General features: G+C 69.4%; 8 protein-coding genes. 5 read left to right on the forward strand and 3 right to left on the reverse strand.

What is annotated here, in order from left to right; translation table 11 throughout:
• Positions 1 to 44: 44 nt before the first annotated feature.
• Positions 45 to 2,804, reverse strand: a complete 2,760-nt coding sequence (locus AW270_RS34725; protein ID WP_245675009.1) for an immune inhibitor A domain-containing protein — start codon at positions 2,802 to 2,804, stop codon at positions 45 to 47.
• Between the two features lie 267 nt (positions 2,805 to 3,071).
• Here AW270_RS34725 and AW270_RS34730 point away from each other — a divergent pair, with 267 nt between their 5' ends.
• Both AW270_RS34730 and AW270_RS34735 read left to right on the forward strand, forming a co-directional pair.
• Positions 3,072 to 4,424: an FAD-binding oxidoreductase gene (locus AW270_RS34730; RefSeq protein ID WP_061300377.1), complete on the forward strand. Its 1,353-nt coding sequence runs from the start codon at positions 3,072 to 3,074 to the stop codon at positions 4,422 to 4,424.
• A gap of 21 nt (positions 4,425 to 4,445) precedes the next feature.
• The gene (locus AW270_RS34735; RefSeq protein WP_061300378.1) at positions 4,446 to 5,939 is read left to right on the forward strand and encodes a serine/threonine-protein kinase; all 1,494 of its coding nucleotides are present in this window, start codon (positions 4,446 to 4,448) and stop codon (positions 5,937 to 5,939) included.
• On the opposite strand, the gene AW270_RS34740 is transcribed toward AW270_RS34735, so the two are convergent.
• Positions 5,936 to 7,138, reverse strand: coding sequence for a macrolide family glycosyltransferase (locus AW270_RS34740; RefSeq protein WP_439649102.1), 1,203 nt, complete (start codon positions 7,136 to 7,138; stop codon positions 5,936 to 5,938). The two genes, AW270_RS34735 and AW270_RS34740, sit on opposite strands and share 4 nt — an antisense overlap.
• A gap of 198 nt (positions 7,139 to 7,336) precedes the next feature.
• On the opposite strand from AW270_RS34740, the gene AW270_RS34745 reads away from it, so the two are divergent.
• Positions 7,337 to 8,590, forward strand: coding sequence for a hypothetical protein (locus AW270_RS34745; RefSeq protein WP_061300380.1), 1,254 nt, complete (start codon positions 7,337 to 7,339; stop codon positions 8,588 to 8,590).
• A 57-nt stretch (positions 8,591 to 8,647) separates the two neighbouring features.
• Here AW270_RS34745 and AW270_RS34750 read toward each other — a convergent pair whose 3' ends face one another.
• The gene (locus AW270_RS34750) at positions 8,648 to 11,989 is read right to left on the reverse strand and encodes a 3-keto-alpha-glucoside-1,2-lyase-like domain-containing protein (protein WP_218009419.1); all 3,342 of its coding nucleotides are present in this window, start codon (positions 11,987 to 11,989) and stop codon (positions 8,648 to 8,650) included.
• A gap of 652 nt (positions 11,990 to 12,641) precedes the next feature.
• On the opposite strand from AW270_RS34750, the gene AW270_RS41640 reads away from it, so the two are divergent.
• Together AW270_RS41640 and AW270_RS34760 are read left to right on the forward strand one after the other, a co-directional pair.
• A complete protein-coding gene (locus tag AW270_RS41640) occupies positions 12,642 to 15,332 on the forward strand; it encodes an RICIN domain-containing protein (RefSeq protein ID WP_061300382.1) in 2,691 nt (896 codons plus the stop codon).
• A 156-nt stretch (positions 15,333 to 15,488) separates the two neighbouring features.
• Complete coding sequence (locus AW270_RS34760; protein ID WP_082802075.1) at positions 15,489 to 17,021, forward strand: acyl-CoA carboxylase subunit beta; 1,533 nt, start codon at positions 15,489 to 15,491, stop codon at positions 17,019 to 17,021.
• Position 17,022 lies beyond the last annotated feature (1 nt).

Consider the following 17,022-nt stretch of genomic DNA (forward strand, 5'->3'; position numbering starts at 1 on the left):
CGCCGGGCACCGGTCAGATGAACGTGATCTTTACTTTCCCGTGCTCACTTCTTCGGCGGGGTCACCTGGACGATGACACCGAGGTTCAGCGGCAGCGGGCTGATCAGCTTGAGCTTCACGCCCAGCTGCTTGCCCTCGTCGCCGGGGTTGCCCGTGCCGAGCACGAACCCGTTGACGTTCTCGCCGTACAGGTCGGTGGCCGGGCTGCCGTCGGGGTTGACGATCCGGACCGAGTAGGCCTGGTTGTCCTTGGACGGCACGACCACCGAGGCGTCCCGCGAGCGGTAGTAGAGACCGTCGGGACGGTTCTCGAAGCCCGGGTACCAGGTCTTGGCGTCGGTGAACTCCTTGACCGGGTTCTGGGCCGGGAAGCTCGTGCAGTACTCGACGAACGGCTCGGCGGCCGGCTCCAGGCACTCCTTGAACGGATACGTCTTGCCGAAGCCGAAGGCGGCGTTGGACGCCTGCGGACGCATCGGGATGTTCTTCAGCGCGCTCGGGTCCTTCGTCGCGGCGACGCCGGAGCGGCGCAGCGGCTCGAAGTGCGAGTCGACGAGGAGCAGCTGGCCCTTCGAACCCACCGACGGCAGGTTGAAGTGGTTGGCCGGCACGTTGTTCTGCCCGTACGCCGCGTCACGCAGCCACACCAGCAGACCGGGGGCGTTGTAGGCGACCTTCTCGACCTTCCAGGCGCCGTCGCGCTGCCAGGTGGTGTCGTAGGTGTACTTGAGGCCCTGGTCGAACCCGTCGTAGTTGCGCCACTCGGCCAGGTAGTACTGCTCGCTGTTGAGCGAGCCGCCGTGGATGTTCCAGCCGGCGCCGGTCGTGTCGGTGAACGTGCCGGTGGTGGCGGTCCAGCCGTTGGCGCCGCCCTCGACGTCGTCGCTCCAGACGGTCGCGCCACCGGCGGTGACGGAGAAGTCGTCGGAGAACCAGCCGCGCTCGATGGCGGCCTCGTCGGTGTTGTACGTCAGGCGGATCTGGATCGTGGCGCCCGCGAACGGCGTCAGGTCGACGTAGTCGTGCCGCCAGCCGTGGGTGTCGCCGGTCAGGCCGTACTTCTTGTTGCCGAAGTCGTGCAGGCGGCCGTTGGGGTCGGCGTAGCCGTCGTCGGTGCTGACGAGCGTGCCGTCCTCGGAGTAGACCTTCTGCTGGGTCCACGTCGCGCCGCCGTCGGTCGAGACCTCGACGAAGCCGAAGTCCCACTCCTCCTCGATGGTGTAGTCGTTCCACATCCAGAAGCGGGGACCGCCGGTGGCCGGGACCTGGACGGTCCGGGTCAGCTTGCTGTCGGCCCACATCTGGTCGTTGTTCGACCACCACATGTTCGCGCCCGAGTGGGGCGTGGACATGACGACGTGCTTGGGCGGCAGGTTGACGCGCAGGCCGTCCTCGGTCAGCTTGGGCGTGCGCGAGGTCTGGCCGATGGTGACGAGCTTGGTCTTGTCACCGGGGTTGACGACCTCGGGGTCGACCCAGCCGAGCACCCACTTGTCCCACAGGCCCATGTGGGTCGGCATCGACTGGAAGATCGGGCCCGAGTGGGAGCCGGTCGACATCAGGTCCCAGAACTCCACCGAGGTGTCGCCGGCGCCGGAGGCGTCGTACAGGTCGGGCAGGCCCAGGTCGTGGCCGTACTCGTGGGCGAACACGCCGACGCCGGAGTCCTCCGGCTGCACGATGTAGTTGGCGATCTTCTTGTTGGTGCCCGGGATGGTGTAGCCGCCGGGGATGGTCGAGGAGTGCGCCCAGATGGCGTACGTGCCCTCGGCGCCGCCGCCGCCGGACTTGTCCTCACCGGCGTGCACCAGCACGAGGTGGTCGATGACGCCGTCGGGCTCCAGGACGTTGCCGTCGCCGTCGGCGTCGGCGGTGTCCTCGATGTCGTAGTCGGCCCACGGGAAGTTCGGCTGCTGCTGCGCGAGAACGTTCACCGCGTCGATGCCGAGCGTGGCCGGGCCGGCCGGGTTGTCGGGGTGGCCGGCCATCTGCTGCGGGTAGGTGCCGCACTGACCGGCGCCGTACCAGGCCTCGGAGTGGGGGACCTTCAGCCAGCCGATCGCCGCGCCGGAGACGGTGTAGGCGCCCTTCGACATCTCCTCGTACATCTTCTTCATGGTGAAGCCGGAGATGTCGATGCCCTTCTTGCCGTCGCGGGGGTCCTTGAGGTCCTTGCGGACCCGCTCGGTGATCCCGGCGTCGGAGTAGAGCATCTTGTTGAAGTGGTCGGTGCTGAAGTTGGGCACCCAGAACGAGTTGTTGTCCTTGCCGCCGCCCGCGGCCGTGGCCGGGTCGGGGATGTTGTTGTGCAGCGGGCCGTTCAGCTTCGTGCCGGCCGGCTCGGTGACACAGGTGTTGATGTCGGCGGTCGACGCCGGGCGGACGAACCCGGAGAAGTCGTCGTTGGCGTTCTCGTTGAACTCCACGAGAAGCGTCAGCAGTTTGGCCGTACGCTTCGTGCCCGCCTTCTTGTAGATGAAGTCGAACGGGTTCTGCCCGGTGCGGATGGCGCGGCGCTCGTTGTTGGCCAGGCCGCGGGCCGCGACGGGGTTGCCGCCGGCGTACTTGTGGTCGATCTCGTCGGCGACCGCCTGGGTGGCCTGCCGGCTGGCCTTGGCGGCCTCGCTCAGCTTCTCGTCCGAGCGGTCGGAGACGTCCGACTGCGCGCGCGGGGGCGTGTAGTTGATGTAGTGGTCGCTGAGCGACGGGATCCAGCGGGCCTCCGTGGAGTCCGCCGATGCCGGGACCGTGGCCGCGGTGAGACCCGCGGCCAGCAGCCCGAGCGCGGGCACGATGGCGGCCAACCGTCGTGCTCTGCGAGGGGATGCTGCAAAGGCTGACAAAACTTCCTCCCTCACCCGGTAGTCAGCCGGGCTGTTTCCGAGGCGCGCAGGGGGTGTTCGCACGCCACCGATGCGCGACGGGCGCGCGGCAAAACCGCCACACCCGTCGCAACCGGGACGTTAGATGACCGGGTAAAGGAAAAGTAAAGTCAATTCGGGATGTTGCGAAACCGATATCGACCGGCCGCCTGACGGGAGCTGTCAGGCCGGTTGATACTGTTTCGCGATGTGGACGACCTCATCTCAGCGTTGCCTCCCGGACGCGTGCTGACCGATCCCGACGTCACCGCCTCCTACGCCGGAGACCGCACGTTCCTGCAGGCCGGAGCCGTGCGCGGCGTGGTGCTCGCGGAATCGCGCGACGACGTGGTCGCCACGATGAAATGGGCCACCGCCAACCGGGTCCCGGTCGTGCCGCGCGGCGCGGGCACCGGGCTGGCCGGAGGGGCGGTCGCGGGCGACGGATCGATCGTGCTCTCGCTGGCCCGCATGACTCGGATTGTCGAACTCTCCCCGGCCGACGAGCTCGCCGTCGTCCAGCCCGGCGTCATCACCGCCGACGTCGACCGCGCCGCCCGCGCCCACGGGCTGATGTACGCCCCCGACCCCTCCTCCTACGAGATCTCCACGATCGGCGGCAACCTGGCCACCAACGCGGGCGGCCTGCGCTGCGTCAAATACGGCGTCACCCGCGACTCGGCCCTCGGCCTGGAGGTCGTCCTGGCCGACGGCCAGGTGATCAACACCGGCCGCCGCACCATGAAGGGCGTCACCGGCTACGACCTGACCGGCCTGTTCGTCGGCTCGGAGGGCACGCTCGGGATCATCACCGAGGCCACCGTGCGCCTGCGGCGGGCCCCCTTCCGGCAGCCGGTGACCGTCGCCGCCGAGTTCGCCTCGCTCCACGACGCCGCCTCGGCGGTGGCCGCGATCATCGCGGCGGGCTGCCAGCCGTCGATGCTGGAGCTGATCGACCGCAACACCCTCCAGGCGATCGACGACTGGAAGAACATCGGCCTGGAGCCCGCCACGCAGGGCATGCTGCTGGCCCAGTCGGACGCCGCCGACGCCGACGCGGCCGCCGACCGGATGACCGCGCTCTGCGAGGAGCACGGCGCCACGTTCGCCGCCCGGTCGACCACGCCCGAGGAGGCCGACGAGCTGATCGCCGTCCGGCGGATGGCCTACCAGGCGAAGGAGCGCCAGGGCGCCTGCCTGACCGAGGACGTCTGCGTCCCGCGTTCCAAGCTGCCCGACATGATCACCGAGATCGAGGCGGTCGCGCGCCGCCACGACGTGCAGATCTGCACGGTCGCCCACGCGGGCGACGGCAACCTCCACCCGGTGTTCATCTTCGAGCGCGGCCTGCCCGAGCCCCCGCCCCACGTGTGGGCGGCGGCCGACGAGATCTTCCGGGCCGCGCTGGCCCTGGGCGGCACCCTCACCGGCGAACACGGCGTGGGCCTGCTGAAGCGGCGGTGGCTGGAACTGGAGAGCGGCCCGGTCGTGGCCTCCCTCCAGGCCGGGATAAAGCAGGTCTTCGACCCCCACAACCTCCTCAACCCGGGCAAGGCCATCTAACCCCCTGGTAACGTGCTGCCCATGGTGGAAGGCGACCCCACGAGGCTGGGGCCGTTCGAGATCGTCGATCGGCTCGGCGAGGGTGGCCAGGGCGTCGTCTACAAGGGTCTGACCCCCGACGGCACGGCCGTGGCCGTGAAGCTGCTGCACACCCGGCTCAGCGCCGACCTGGCGGCCCGCGCCCGTTTCCTGCGCGAGGTGAGCCTCGCGCAGCGGGTGGCCCGGTTCAGCACCGCCCCGGTCCTGTACGCCGACCTGGCCGGCAACCAGCCCTACATCGTCAGCGAGTACGTGCCCGGCCCGTCGCTGAAGGAGCTGGTCGAGCGGGAGGGGCCGCGCCGGGGCGCGGCGCTGGAGCGGCTGGGCCTGGCGACCGCCACCGCGCTGTCGGCGATCCACCGGGCCGGGATCACCCACCGCGACCTGAAGCCGGCCAACGTGCTGATGGGGCCCGAGGGCCCGGTCGTGATCGACTTCGGCGTGGCCAAGGCGCTCGACGCCCCGCAGGCCACGATGAGCGGCACGACCATGGGCACCCCCGCCTACCTGGCCCCCGAGCTGCTCAGCGAGGCCACCGCGAGCCCCGCCTCCGACGTGTTCGCGTGGGGCGTCACGATGGTGTTCGCCGCCACCGGCCGCCCCGCCTTCGGGGCCGAGTCGATCCCGGTCGTGCTGAACCGGATCCTGCACTCCGAGCCCGACCTGGGCGGCCTCGAAGGGCCGATGCGCACGCTGGTCGCCCGCTGCCTGGCCAAGGACCCGGCCGACCGCCCGTCCCCCGACCAGCTCGTCGCCTATTTACGCGGCGACACCGGCGCGATCGGCCGGGCCGCCAAGGGCCGGGGGCGCGGCGGGCTGGTGCTGGCCGGAGCCACCGCCGTCCTGCTGCTGGGCGGCGCGGCCTATGTCATGACGCAGACCGGTCCGGGCACCCCGATCGCCGCCCCGACGGTCGCCCCCGTCATCGCCCAGATCACCCCGACCAAGCGGGCGCCCCGCCCGTCGCTGTCGCCGGTCGCCGCCCAGCCCGAGCCGCCCGCGCCGACCACCGAGACCCCGGCCGAGCGCCCGGACACGGTCGACAAACCGCGCCCGAGCGTGACCCCGTCGCCGTCGCCGAGCCCCTCGCCGTCACCGTCGCCGAGCCCTTCGCCGTCGCCCTCGCCGACGCCGAAGGTCAAGGAGCCCAACCCCCACACGGCCGCCGGCCTGTGCGGGGCCGGTTTCGCGGTCGTCGACCGGCACAGGTGGCAGGGCGGCCGGGCCACCACCTATCTCCTGTACGAACAGGCGACCGGCCTCAACTGCGTGGTCACCCTGTCGAAGAACCTCATCCCGGGCACCATCAGGATGGGCGCCCTGCTGCGCGTCCAGAAGGGCCCCCACGGCAACGACTGGGGCCGCTACACCGCCTACGCCGGCCCGATCCGGCTCCTGGCGAAGAACAAGTGCGTCGTCTGGGGCGGCGGCTTCGCCAAGGCGACCTGGCAGACCGGCTGGACCCACTGCAACTAGAGCAGGCCCTCGATGATGTCGGCCGCCCTGGCGGCGCCGCCGTTGTCCCGGAGCTCGGCACTGATCACGGCCAGCCGGTCGGCGACGCCGGGGTCTGACGTGAGGCCGAGCAGGGCCGCCCGCAGCCGCTCGGGGGTGGCCTCCTCCACAGGGACGTGCACGCCGACGCCGAGCTCCTGGATCCGTTCGGCGTTCTGGAACTGGTCGGCCGCCTGCGGCACCGCGATCATCGGCACGCCGTGGTAGAGCCCCTCCATCGTGCCGCCCATCCCGGCGTGCGTGACGAACGCCGACGCCTGGGCGAGGATCGCGAGCTGCGGCACCCACGGATGCACCTCGACGTCGCCGGGCACCTCGCCGAGCGCGGCGGGGTCGGTCCGGGAGCCGATCTGCAGCACCACGTGCCACCCCAGCCCGGAGAACGCCTCGACGCAGTCGCGGTAGAACGCGGGCCGGTCGGTGAATGCCGACCCCAGCGAGACCAGCACGACGGGCCGGTCCGACGGTGCGCTCCAGGTCCCTTGGTGGGCCCGGTCGGCGAGGGTCGGCCCGACGAAGGCCACGTGGTCGGAGACCCGGTCGGCGTGCGGCTGGAGCACCCGGGGGATGAGCGCGACACAGCGCGGCGGCCGCCCGGTGAAGTGGTCGTACGGGAGGTCGATCCCGTTCCCGGCCAGCCACGCCGTGAAGTCGGCGTAGTAGTCGTCACCCCCGGGCACCGACCGCACGAGCTGCTCGACCCCGGCCGCGACCTCCTCCTCGTAGCCGTCCCAGCCGACGTAGGTCGGCGACAGCTGGACGAGAGGCAGGTCCCACTTGTGGGCGAGCACCCGGCCGGGGTAGCCGCCGATGTCGTACAGGACGAGATCGGGCCTGTCGTCGGCGTAGAGCTTCTCGACCTGCGGCAGCACGTGCACGGCCTCGTCGAAGAACGACCTGAAGGCCATCAAGATGTCGTCGTCGGCGTAGGGCCACGGCTTCCCGGGCTCGGGGAACACCGAGTCGTGCGGGAGGGGTCGCGCGCCCGAGGCCGCGACGGCGTCGGCGAAGTGGGCCGTGGTCGGGAACGTCACCCGATGGCCGCGCCGGACCAGCTCGGAGATGACGGCCAGCGACGGGTTCACGTGACCGTGCGCGGGCACGGCGAACATGGCGATGTGGGCCATTTGCAGAGAAGTCTCCATAAAGAGGGTGTTGATGTCACAGTCTGGCCCACCCGACCGGCCCTGTCGCACGGACCCACTGGCCAATGGCGAAGACGGTTTTGCGCTAAAGGCGAGCATCCCAATGAATTGTCGCCATTTCTCTGATTGAATCCGGACCTGGCGAAGGGAAATGCGGCGGTCTTCGCGATTCCTCGTCACACCCCGGCGCGAGAACCCCTGTCAGGAGCGGCGATGGACGACGAGATTCAGCTGATCAGCGACGGCGACGGACTGGCGGTCATCGGGAACGCGCCGGATGTCGAACGCTTCCTGGCCTCCGAGGGGCTGCCGTCGAAGGATCTGGGACTGCGGCGACTCAGGGCAGCCATGGAGATGGGGGCCACTGTCGCTCAGGCCGGCGCGGAGATCGCCGCCGAATCCGGTCGCTGGGTGAAACTCACCGAGGAGTCGGCCAAGGTCGTCGAGAAGTACGGACTGAGGGAAAGCGCGGCGTCAGGTCTGAGCACAGGAGTGGTGAAGGGACCCAAGGGCCAGATCAGAGGATTCGTCGAATTCACGAAGAACCCCCGGTCGTTTCTGACGAACCCGGCGAATCTCGCCGGCGCCGGGCGGATCATGGCGCAGGTCGCGATGCAACAGACCATGGACGAGATCGCCGACTATCTCGCCGTCATCGACAAGAAGGTCGACGACGTGCTGCGGGCCCAGAAGGACACCATGCTGGCGCGCATGATCGGCGCGGGCTACGTCATCGAGGAGGCGATGACCCTCCGCGAGACGAAGGGCAGGGTCGACGAGATCACATGGTCGAAGATGCAGACCGCGCCGACGACGATCGCGGAGACCCAGGCGTACGCGCTGCTGCGGCTCGACGCGCTCGCGGAGAAGCTCGAACAGCAGAGCAACATCAGTGATCTCGCCACGACGGCCAAGGAGGCCGAGGCCGTGATCCAGGAGTGGCTCACCGTGCTGGCCCGCTGCTTCCAGCTCCAGGACGCGATCGCCGTGCTCGAACTCGACCGGGTGCTGGACGAGTCACCCGAGGAGCTGAACGGGCATCGCCTCGGCCTGAAGGCCGCCCGGCAGGACCGGCTGGACCACATCGCGCGCAGCACCGGGCAGCTGGTGGCCAGGATGAACGCCGCCGCGGCACGGGCGAACGCGAAGGTGCTGTTCAACCCCGCCAAGTCCCCTGCCGTGGTGCAGTCGAGCAATCACGTCGTGGCCGGTGTCCACGACTTCCGCGGGCGGCTCGGGATCGAGTCCGGTCGCGAGTCGCCGGAGGCGAGGCGGTGGGTGGAGGCGGCCGTGGAGGTGCGGGACAAGGCGCTCGAGACAGGAGCCAAGGGCGTCGGCGCCGCCAGGGTTCTCGGCGGCGAGACCCTCGACCGGGCCGGTTCGGTGGCGGACAAGCTCTCGACCGGGATCGCCGAACGGGCGCGCCGCTGGCGCGGGGCCGACCAGAAACGCGACCAGGACGGCTGAACGAGCGCCGGCAGGCCGGTCCCACGCGAGGTGGGGCGGCCTGCCGGCTGGATCAGGTCAGGAGACGGGTTCGATCCACACGTTGCGGAAACGGGGGTTCTCGCCGGCGTCGCCGTGGTCCTGGAGGCGGATGCCGCCCGTCGCCACGCTTTCGGCGATGTGGTCGCCGGTGCCGCCGTCGACGGCCACGTTGTCGTGGACCACCTCGCCGTTCCAGACGACCGTGACCCGGGCGTTGTCGACCTTCACGCCGGTGCTGGTGTAGCGGGCGGCGCGGAAGGTGATGTCGTAGGTCTGCCACGTGCCGGGGGCGGTGGCCCTGTTGGTGTCGGCGGCGCGCTTGTTGTAGATCGAGCCCGCGCCGTTGATCAGCGGTGCGGGGTCGCCGGCGGACTCCAGGACCTGAACCTCGTAGCGTTCCTGGAGGAAGATGCCGCTGTTGCCGCGCTGCTGGCCGGTCACGTTCGCCGGGTAGTCCGGCACCAGCCACTCGGCGTGGAGCTTGAAGTCGCCGAAGGTCCGCCGGGTGCGGATGTCGCCGCCGAGGGACTCCACGGAGCCGTTCGCGATCGGCCAGGTGGCCGTGCCGCCGGCCCGCTTCTCCCACGCCGCCAGGTTCGACCCGTCGAACAGGGTGATCCGCTCGGCGAGCGACACGGAGATGTGGTCGAGGTTGACGTGTCCGCCGTCACCGGCGTCGTACCGGTAGGTGATCTCGTTGGTGCCCCGCCGCAGGTTGAGGGGCTCGGTCTGGATCGCCCAGGAGTCCCAGCCGCCGCTGGAGGCCAGCCGCGTCTGGCGGATCTTCTCGCCGTTGACGTACACGCTCAGCGACCTGACGGTGTCGGCCGCGTAGCGGAGGCTGACGTTGTGCGGGCCGGTGGTGTCCGACCACACGCTGAACGAGGTGCTCGCGCCCTGGTTCCAGTAGCCGTCGACGAAGCCCTTGTAGGTGTGGCCGGGGTGGTCGGTGTTGGCCTTCGCGCCACCGGCCAGGGTGGCGTTCTCCGCCTCGAAGACCCGCTGCGCGGCCACGGTGATCGAGTCGAGGTTGACGTGGCCCGTGTCGCCGGCGTCGACCTTGTAGGTGATGGTGTTGACGCCTTCCTTCAGCGTCAGCGGCTCGACCCGGGTGGCCCACTGCTCCCACGTCACCGTGCTGGGCAGCGGCACCTGCCGGATCTTGGCGCCGTTGACGTACACGCTCACGGACTTGTTGCCGGGGGCGGGGTTGGGGCCGTTGGAGTAGCGCAGGCCGACGTGGTAGGTGCCGTCCCGGGGGACCTTCACGGCGAACTGCGTGGCCGCGCCCTGGTTGCCGTAGCCGGCGACGAAGCCGCTGCCGGTGTAGCTCAGGTGGTCGGTGGCCAGGTTCGCGCCGCCGCTGTGCGAGGCGCTCTCCGCCTCGTACACCGTGTCGGTCTCCGGGCCGTTGACCAGGGTGTTGAGGGTGTACCAGGCCTCGGTGCTCCACAACGGCTGACCCGACGCCGAGGCGAACGGGCGCGGCGAGCGCAGGTGCACGACGCGGTCGGCCTTCAGGCCGCCGATCTTGAGGGTGACCTTCTTGCCGTCGGCGCTCAGGTCGGCGGAGGTGACGGTCAGCGGCTCCTCGTCGACCTTGGGGCCGCCGTAGGTGGAGGCGGCGGCGTAGCGCCACTGGGTGATCTGGTACTTGGCGGCCAGCGACTCGGCGGTCGCGGCCGACAGCGGCTGGGTGTACTCCAGCTCGAAGCCGCCCTCGATCGCGCGCATCCGCAGGATGTCGAAGGCCTTGTCGCCGCTGGGGGTCAGCTTCTGCAGGCCGTAGGTGAGCTTGCCCTCCTGGCCCCAGTTGCCGCCCGCGCCGAGACCTCCGGCGTAGATCGCGCCGTCGGGTCCGATGCTGATCCGGTTGACCCCGGCCTCCAGGCCCTGGGTGAGGCGGAAGACCGCGCCCTGGTACTCGCCGTTGACCTTCTCCAGGAAGCCGCGCTGGAGCCCGCCATAGGTGACGTCGCCGAAGAGCATCTGCCCCGCGAACCGGCCCTGCTTGATCAGGACCGGGGTGCTGGGCGAGTTGGCGATCTCGTTGTGCGGCAGCCAGAGCACCGGCTTGGTGACCACGTTGCCGTCGAAGCGGCCGTCGGGGTTGGTGTAGTGGTTGAAGAACCGGTCCTTGGTGACGTGCACGAGCTTCGAGGCGGGCAGCCAGCCGCCCTGGTTGTCCATGACGAACAGGTCGTCGTTGGGACCCCAGCCCAGTCCGTTGGGTGTGCGCAGACCGCCCGCGACGTACTCGATCGCGCCCGTGTCCTTGTTGACCTTGATGGTCGTGCCCCGGTCGGGGGCGGGCTGCGGGTCGGTGGTGGCGCCGCCGTAGTTGATGGCGACGGACAGGTTGATGTAGAAGTGCCCGTCGCGGTAGAGCATCCCGAACGCGAACTCGTGGAAGTTGCCGCCGAACGGCCAGGTCGCCACGGTCCGCAGGTTGTCGGCCACGTCGTCACCGTTGGTGTCGTTCAGCTCCACCAGGCGGGACTTCTCCGACACGTAGAGCTTGCCGTCGACGTACTTGAGGCCCATGGGCTCCTGGAGCCCACTGGCGATCTTCTTGGCGGTCACCTGAGCGGGCGAGGTCGCGCCGGTGACGTGGTCGAGCAGGTAGACCTCGCCGAGCTTGTTGTCCGTGCCGCCCCACGTGGTGATGGCCAGCCGGCCGTCGGGCAGCCAGTCCATGCCGGTCACCTGCGGCTGGAAGCCGGCCGGCCGGAGGTCGGTGAGGGTGAAGTCGGGGTGGACGGCCTGGAGCGGCAGCCCGTCGCCCGGGGAGTCGGCGCCGCTCTCGCACTCCTTGCGCCCGGGGGCGGTGACCCGGACGACGTCGGCGTCCGTGCTGAGGACCGAGGTGGGCACGAGGGTGAACCCCGAGGCGCCCGGCGGCTTCCACTCCAGCCGGAGTTCCTGGCCGTAGAGGTGCTCGAAGTGGTCGACGCGCAGCGCGTGGTAGCCGGTGGTCAGGTTGATCGCGCCGTCCACGGAGATCGCGCCGTGCCGGCCGTCGTTGGTGATCACGACGGTGTCGTCGATGCGCAGCCGGGAGCCGTCGTCGCTGGTCAGCCGGAACTCGTAGGTGCCGGCGGTCGCGATGGAGATGTTGCCGATCACCTCGGTGACGAACATGTCGACCAGGCCGAAGTCGGCGTCGGCCGCCCAGTTGATCGTGGGCATCAGCTTGTCGACGTTGGGGGTCTGACCGGGCTTGAGCGTGCAGAGCTTGTTCAGCTCGACCTGGACGTCGTAGGTGCGCAGGGTCACGCCGGGCACCTGCGGCGGCACGTCCGCGCGCGCCTGCGCGGGGACGGCGAGCGAGGTGAGCGTGGTGAGCAGGAGCACGGATAACAGGGGCAGTTTCCGCAAGGCCAATCCGATCTCGGTTCAGGTGCCGCGGGCACCGCGGCGCAGGGGGTGACGGCGCTGCCGACAGGGCCAGGCTGGCGGCCGGCGCCGGATCTCAGTCCCTGTAACACGGGGGACATCGATGCTGCTCTGCGCCGTAATATAGATCTAGTTCTTCCGCTTGCCCATAGCCTTTTGCTGGAAATCGACGAAAGTCCCGAGGTTTTCGACAGAAGCGCGCGACTCCGTGAGCCCGCCTGCATCCCCAGAACGCCGCGACCTGGGCTTTCCCGGAAAACACCAAGAAACCCGGGCAGACGTCGTTCGCGGACCCAGGACGATCTCTCCGCAAGACGAGCGTCGGCCCGCCGGCTGAAAGTTTCACGACCGGGTGCCGCCGACGGCCGCCGACGCGAACGCCCGCCTCTCGTGACCCACCCGTAACACGACGGAATCCCGGAATTCGCCCACGTCACCGGTGATCACCCGGCACGGATGGGCGAATGGGCGAAAAGTGGGCCCTCTCCCCCTGTTGCCAGACCTCCGTGTTAATGCGACATTACGCCCAGACGTCAGTCGGCATACGTCATATGTCTTGAATGTTCGGCAGCGGCCCTCCCCGCCGATCTGTTAGCGCGAACATTCCGCCGGGAAGCAACGAAAGGAACAGAGCGTGAAGTCAGCCTTATCCATCACCGGGAAGGTGTCAGCGGCGCTCGCGGTGTTCGCCGCCGCTGTGCTGCTGCCGACGTTCACCGGCGGCGTGGCCTCGGCGGCGACCCAGGCCACCTACTACGTCGCGCCCGACGGCAACGACGGCAACCCGGGAACGATCTCCTCCCCGTTCAGGACCCTGCAGCGCGCGCGGGACGTCGTCCGCACGGTGAACACCGGCATGACCGGCGACATCTACGTGTACCTCCGCGGCGGCAACTACCCGATCGGCAGCACCGTCGACTTCACGCAGGCCGACTCCGGCACGAACGGCTTCCGGGTCATCTACTCCGCGTACCAGAACGAGACGCCGGTCCTCAACGGCGGCGTCCAGGTGACCGGATGGACCCAGCACAGCGGCAACATCTGGAAGGCCCCGCTGAGCCGCAGCAACAAGCTCCGCGCGCTCTACGTCAACGACAAGCGCGCGTTCATGGCCTCCAAGACCATGAACTCGGGCGGCTGCAACGGCACCTACAACATCACGGCCGGGCAGGCCTCCTGGGCATGGGAGTCGGGTTCGCAGTGCGCCGGGGCGAGGTACAGCCTCAACGACTTCCCGGCCATCCCCAACAACCAGGACGACATCGAGATCGAGACGGGCACGACCTGGACCACGGCCATCGTGGGCGTCCGGACGGTCACCTCCGACGGCTCGAACCGCATCGTGCAGTACCAGCAGCCGGGCGCGGCCATCGCCCAGGGCGCCTTCAACGGCAACGCCCAGATCAACGGCAGCCACAAGGTGATGAACGCCTACGAGTTCCTCGACTCCCCGGGCGAGTTCTTCTTCGACAAGACGAGCCAGACCGTGTACTACTACAAGGCCAGCTCGGAGAACATGTCGACGGCGACGGTGTACGCGCCGAACAACGTGGCGACCATCATCAAGGTCGCCGGCAGCTCCACCAGCGCCCGCGCCCGGAACATCACCTTCTCCGGCCTGACGGTCCAGCACTCCGACTGGAACCTGTTCAACGTGGCCGGTTCGGTGCTCAAGCAGGCCCAGCAGGGCAACCTCGGCGCGCTCGCCTACGCCAGGCAGAACTTCCACGTCTACTACTACCGCAACGTCGACACGGCGCCCGGCGCCATCCAGATCGACAACGCCGACGGGCTGCTGCTGCAGAACAACCGGGTCCAGCACACCGGCGTCGACGGCATCAACATGGTCAACGACGTGGTGAACACGCAGCTGATCGGCAACTTCACCAACGACATCGCCGGGTCGGCCATCACCGTGGGCCATCCCCAGCACGTCTACATCGGCGACTACACCTCCTCCAACCGCGAGAAGTACACCGTCGCGACCGAGGGCGCGCCCAAGAACATCGCGATAAGGAACAACTACATCTACGACAGCGCGGTGCTGTTCAACGGGCACAGCCCCATCTCGGCCTACTTCGCCGACACCCTGTCGGTCCAGCGCAACCGCATCGAGAAGACCCCGTGGTCGGGCGTGACGCTCGGCTGGGGCTGGTGGAACTTCGACGGCTCGTCCGGCTCGATCCGGCCCAACGTGCCGACCACCGTGGCGAAGAACAACACCATCAGCCACAACCACTTCATCGACACGGTGCAGCGCCTGAGCGACACCGCCCCGGTCTACACGCTGGGCAACCAGCCGGGGACGACGATCACCAACAACTACATGCAGGGCGTGCCGTCCGGGCACAAGTACGGCCTCCACCCGGACGAGGGCTCGGGAAACATGATCTTCCGTGACAACGTCCTGAGCGTCGACAAGAACATCACGTGGCTCATCAACTCCGACGACTTCGGGCGCAAGCACGACCTGAGCATCACGCAGACCTACGGCCCGATCAACAAGGTCTCCAACAAGAACCTGCCGAACAGCACGGTCCAGGACATCATCGTGTCCTCCGACTACGTCTGGCCGGCGGCGGCGTACAGCATCGCGGTGAACTCGGGCCTTGAAGACGCCTACCGGGGCATCATCCCGCAGAGCAACCTCTCCCTGCCCGACTACGTCCTGCCCGCCAGCACGTACGTCACCAGCGGGTCGGCCACGATCCCGATCCGCAGCACCGGCGACGCGACCAAGAGCGTCTGGCTGGCCCCGGCCGGCACGACCACCTTCACCGCCGGCGCCACGATGACCCGGGCGGGCGGCACCGCGACCTCCATGGCCGTCCCGTCGACGAACGGCGAATACCGGCTCTTCGTGGTGGACGCCCAGGGCAACCGCTCCGCGCAGTCGGTCTCGCTCGTCCGGCAGGGCGGCGGCGGCAACACCGGCGGCGGGCAGCAGATCGTCGGCGGCCAGTCGAACCGGTGCGTCGACATCGTCAACAGCTCCACCGCCAACGGCACCCAGGCCCAGCTGTGGGACTGCGGCACCGGCGCCAACCAGCGGCTGACCTACACCTCCGGCAAGCAGCTCCAGGTCTTCGGCACCAAGTGCCTGGACGCCAACGGCCAGGGCACCACCAACGGCACCCAGATCATCATCTGGGACTGCAACGGCCAGACGAACCAGCAGTGGAACGTCAACTCCAACGGCACCATCACCGGCGTCCAGTCAGGCCTCTGCCTGGACGCCAACGGCGCCGGCACCGCCAACGGCACCAGGCTCATCCTGTGGTCCTGCAACGGCGGCACGAACCAGCAGTGGACCCTGCGCAACTGATCTGAGGTCCCGCCCCGGACCCTCCTGGCCCTGTGGCCAGGGGGGTCCGGCGGTCGTCCCCCCGGATAACCGGCCGTCCCCGCGCGTAGGACATTAAACTCACCGAACGTGATCCAACCTCCCGACTCGGCGGAAACGCAGCAGCGACGGACCGCGATGCTCGGCCGGCTCGCCGACCTTGCGGCGGAGCACGCCAAGGCGGTCGAAGGCGGCGGCCAGAAGTACGTGGACCGCCACCACTCCCGGGGCAAGCTGCTCGCCCGTGAGCGCGTCGAGCTGCTGCTCGACCCCGACGCCCCGTTCCTCGAACTGTCCCCGCTGGCCGCGTGGGGCTCCGACTTTCCCGTCGGCGCCAGCGTGGTGACCGGCATCGGGGTGGTCGAGGGCGTCGAGTGCGTGATCGTCGCCAACGACCCGACCGTCCGGGGCGGCGCGTCGAACCCGTGGACGCTGCGCAAGACGCTGCGGGCCACCCAGATCGCCCTGGAGAACCGGCTCCCGCTGATCAACCTGGTCGAGTCGGGCGGCGCCGACCTGCCGACCCAGAAGGAGATCTTCATCCCGGGCGGCCGGATGTTCCGCGACCTGACCCGGCTGTCGGCGGCCGGGATCCCGACGGTCGCGATCGTCTTCGGCAACTCCACCGCCGGTGGCGCGTACGTGCCGGGCATGTCGGACCACGTCGTCATGGTCCGGGAACGCGCCAAGGTGTTCCTCGGCGGCCCGCCGCTGGTCAAGGTCGCGACCGGGGAGGACGCCGACGACGAGTCGCTCGGCGGGGCCGAGATGCACGCCCGCGACTCCGGCCTGGCCGACTATCTCGCGGAGTCGGAGCACGACGCCCTCAGGATCGGCCGCGCCGTGGTGAAGCGGCTCAACTGGCGGAAGAAGGGCCGCCGGCCGAAGCCCTCACGACCGCCGCTGCTCGACGAGGACGGCCTCCTCGGCATCGTGCCGGAGGACCTGCGCATCCCCTTCGACCCGCGCGAGGTCATCGGCAGGATCGCCGACGCGAGCGAGTTCGACGAGTTCAAGCCCCTCTACGGCACGAGCCTGGTCACCGGCTGGGCCACGATCCACGGCTACGACGTCGGGATCCTGGCCAACGCGCGGGGCGTGCTGTTCAGCCAGGAGGCGCAGAAGGCGGCGCAGTTCATCCAGCTCGCCAACCAGTCGCGCACCCCGCTGCTGTTCCTCCAGAACACCACGGGCTACATGGTCGGCAAGGACTACGAGCGGGCCGGGATCATCAAGCACGGCTCGATGATGATCAACGCCGTGTCCAACTCCACGGTCCCCCACCTGACGGTCGTCATGGGCGCCAGCTACGGCGCGGGGAACTACGGGATGTGCGGGCGGGCGTACGACCCCCGGTTCCTGTTCACCTGGCCGAGCGCGAAGTCGGCGGTGATGGGTCCGGCGCAGCTGGCCGGGGTGCTGTCGATCGTGGGCCGGGCCGCCGCCGAGGCGCGCGGGCAGGCGTTCGACGAGGAGGGCGACGCGGCGATGCGGGCCCTGGTGGAGGGGCAGGTGGAGGCGGAGTCGCTGCCGTTCTTCCTGTCCGGCCGCCTCTACGACGACGGGGTGATCGACCCTCGCGACACCCGTACCGTCATCGGTTTGTGCCTGTCCGCCATCGGCTCGGCCGCCGAGCCCGCCAGCGCCGGTTTCGGCGTCTTCCGGATGTGAG

Source organism: Herbidospora cretacea, assembly GCF_001570605.1.
GTDB lineage: Bacteria > Actinomycetota > Actinomycetes > Streptosporangiales > Streptosporangiaceae > Herbidospora > Herbidospora cretacea.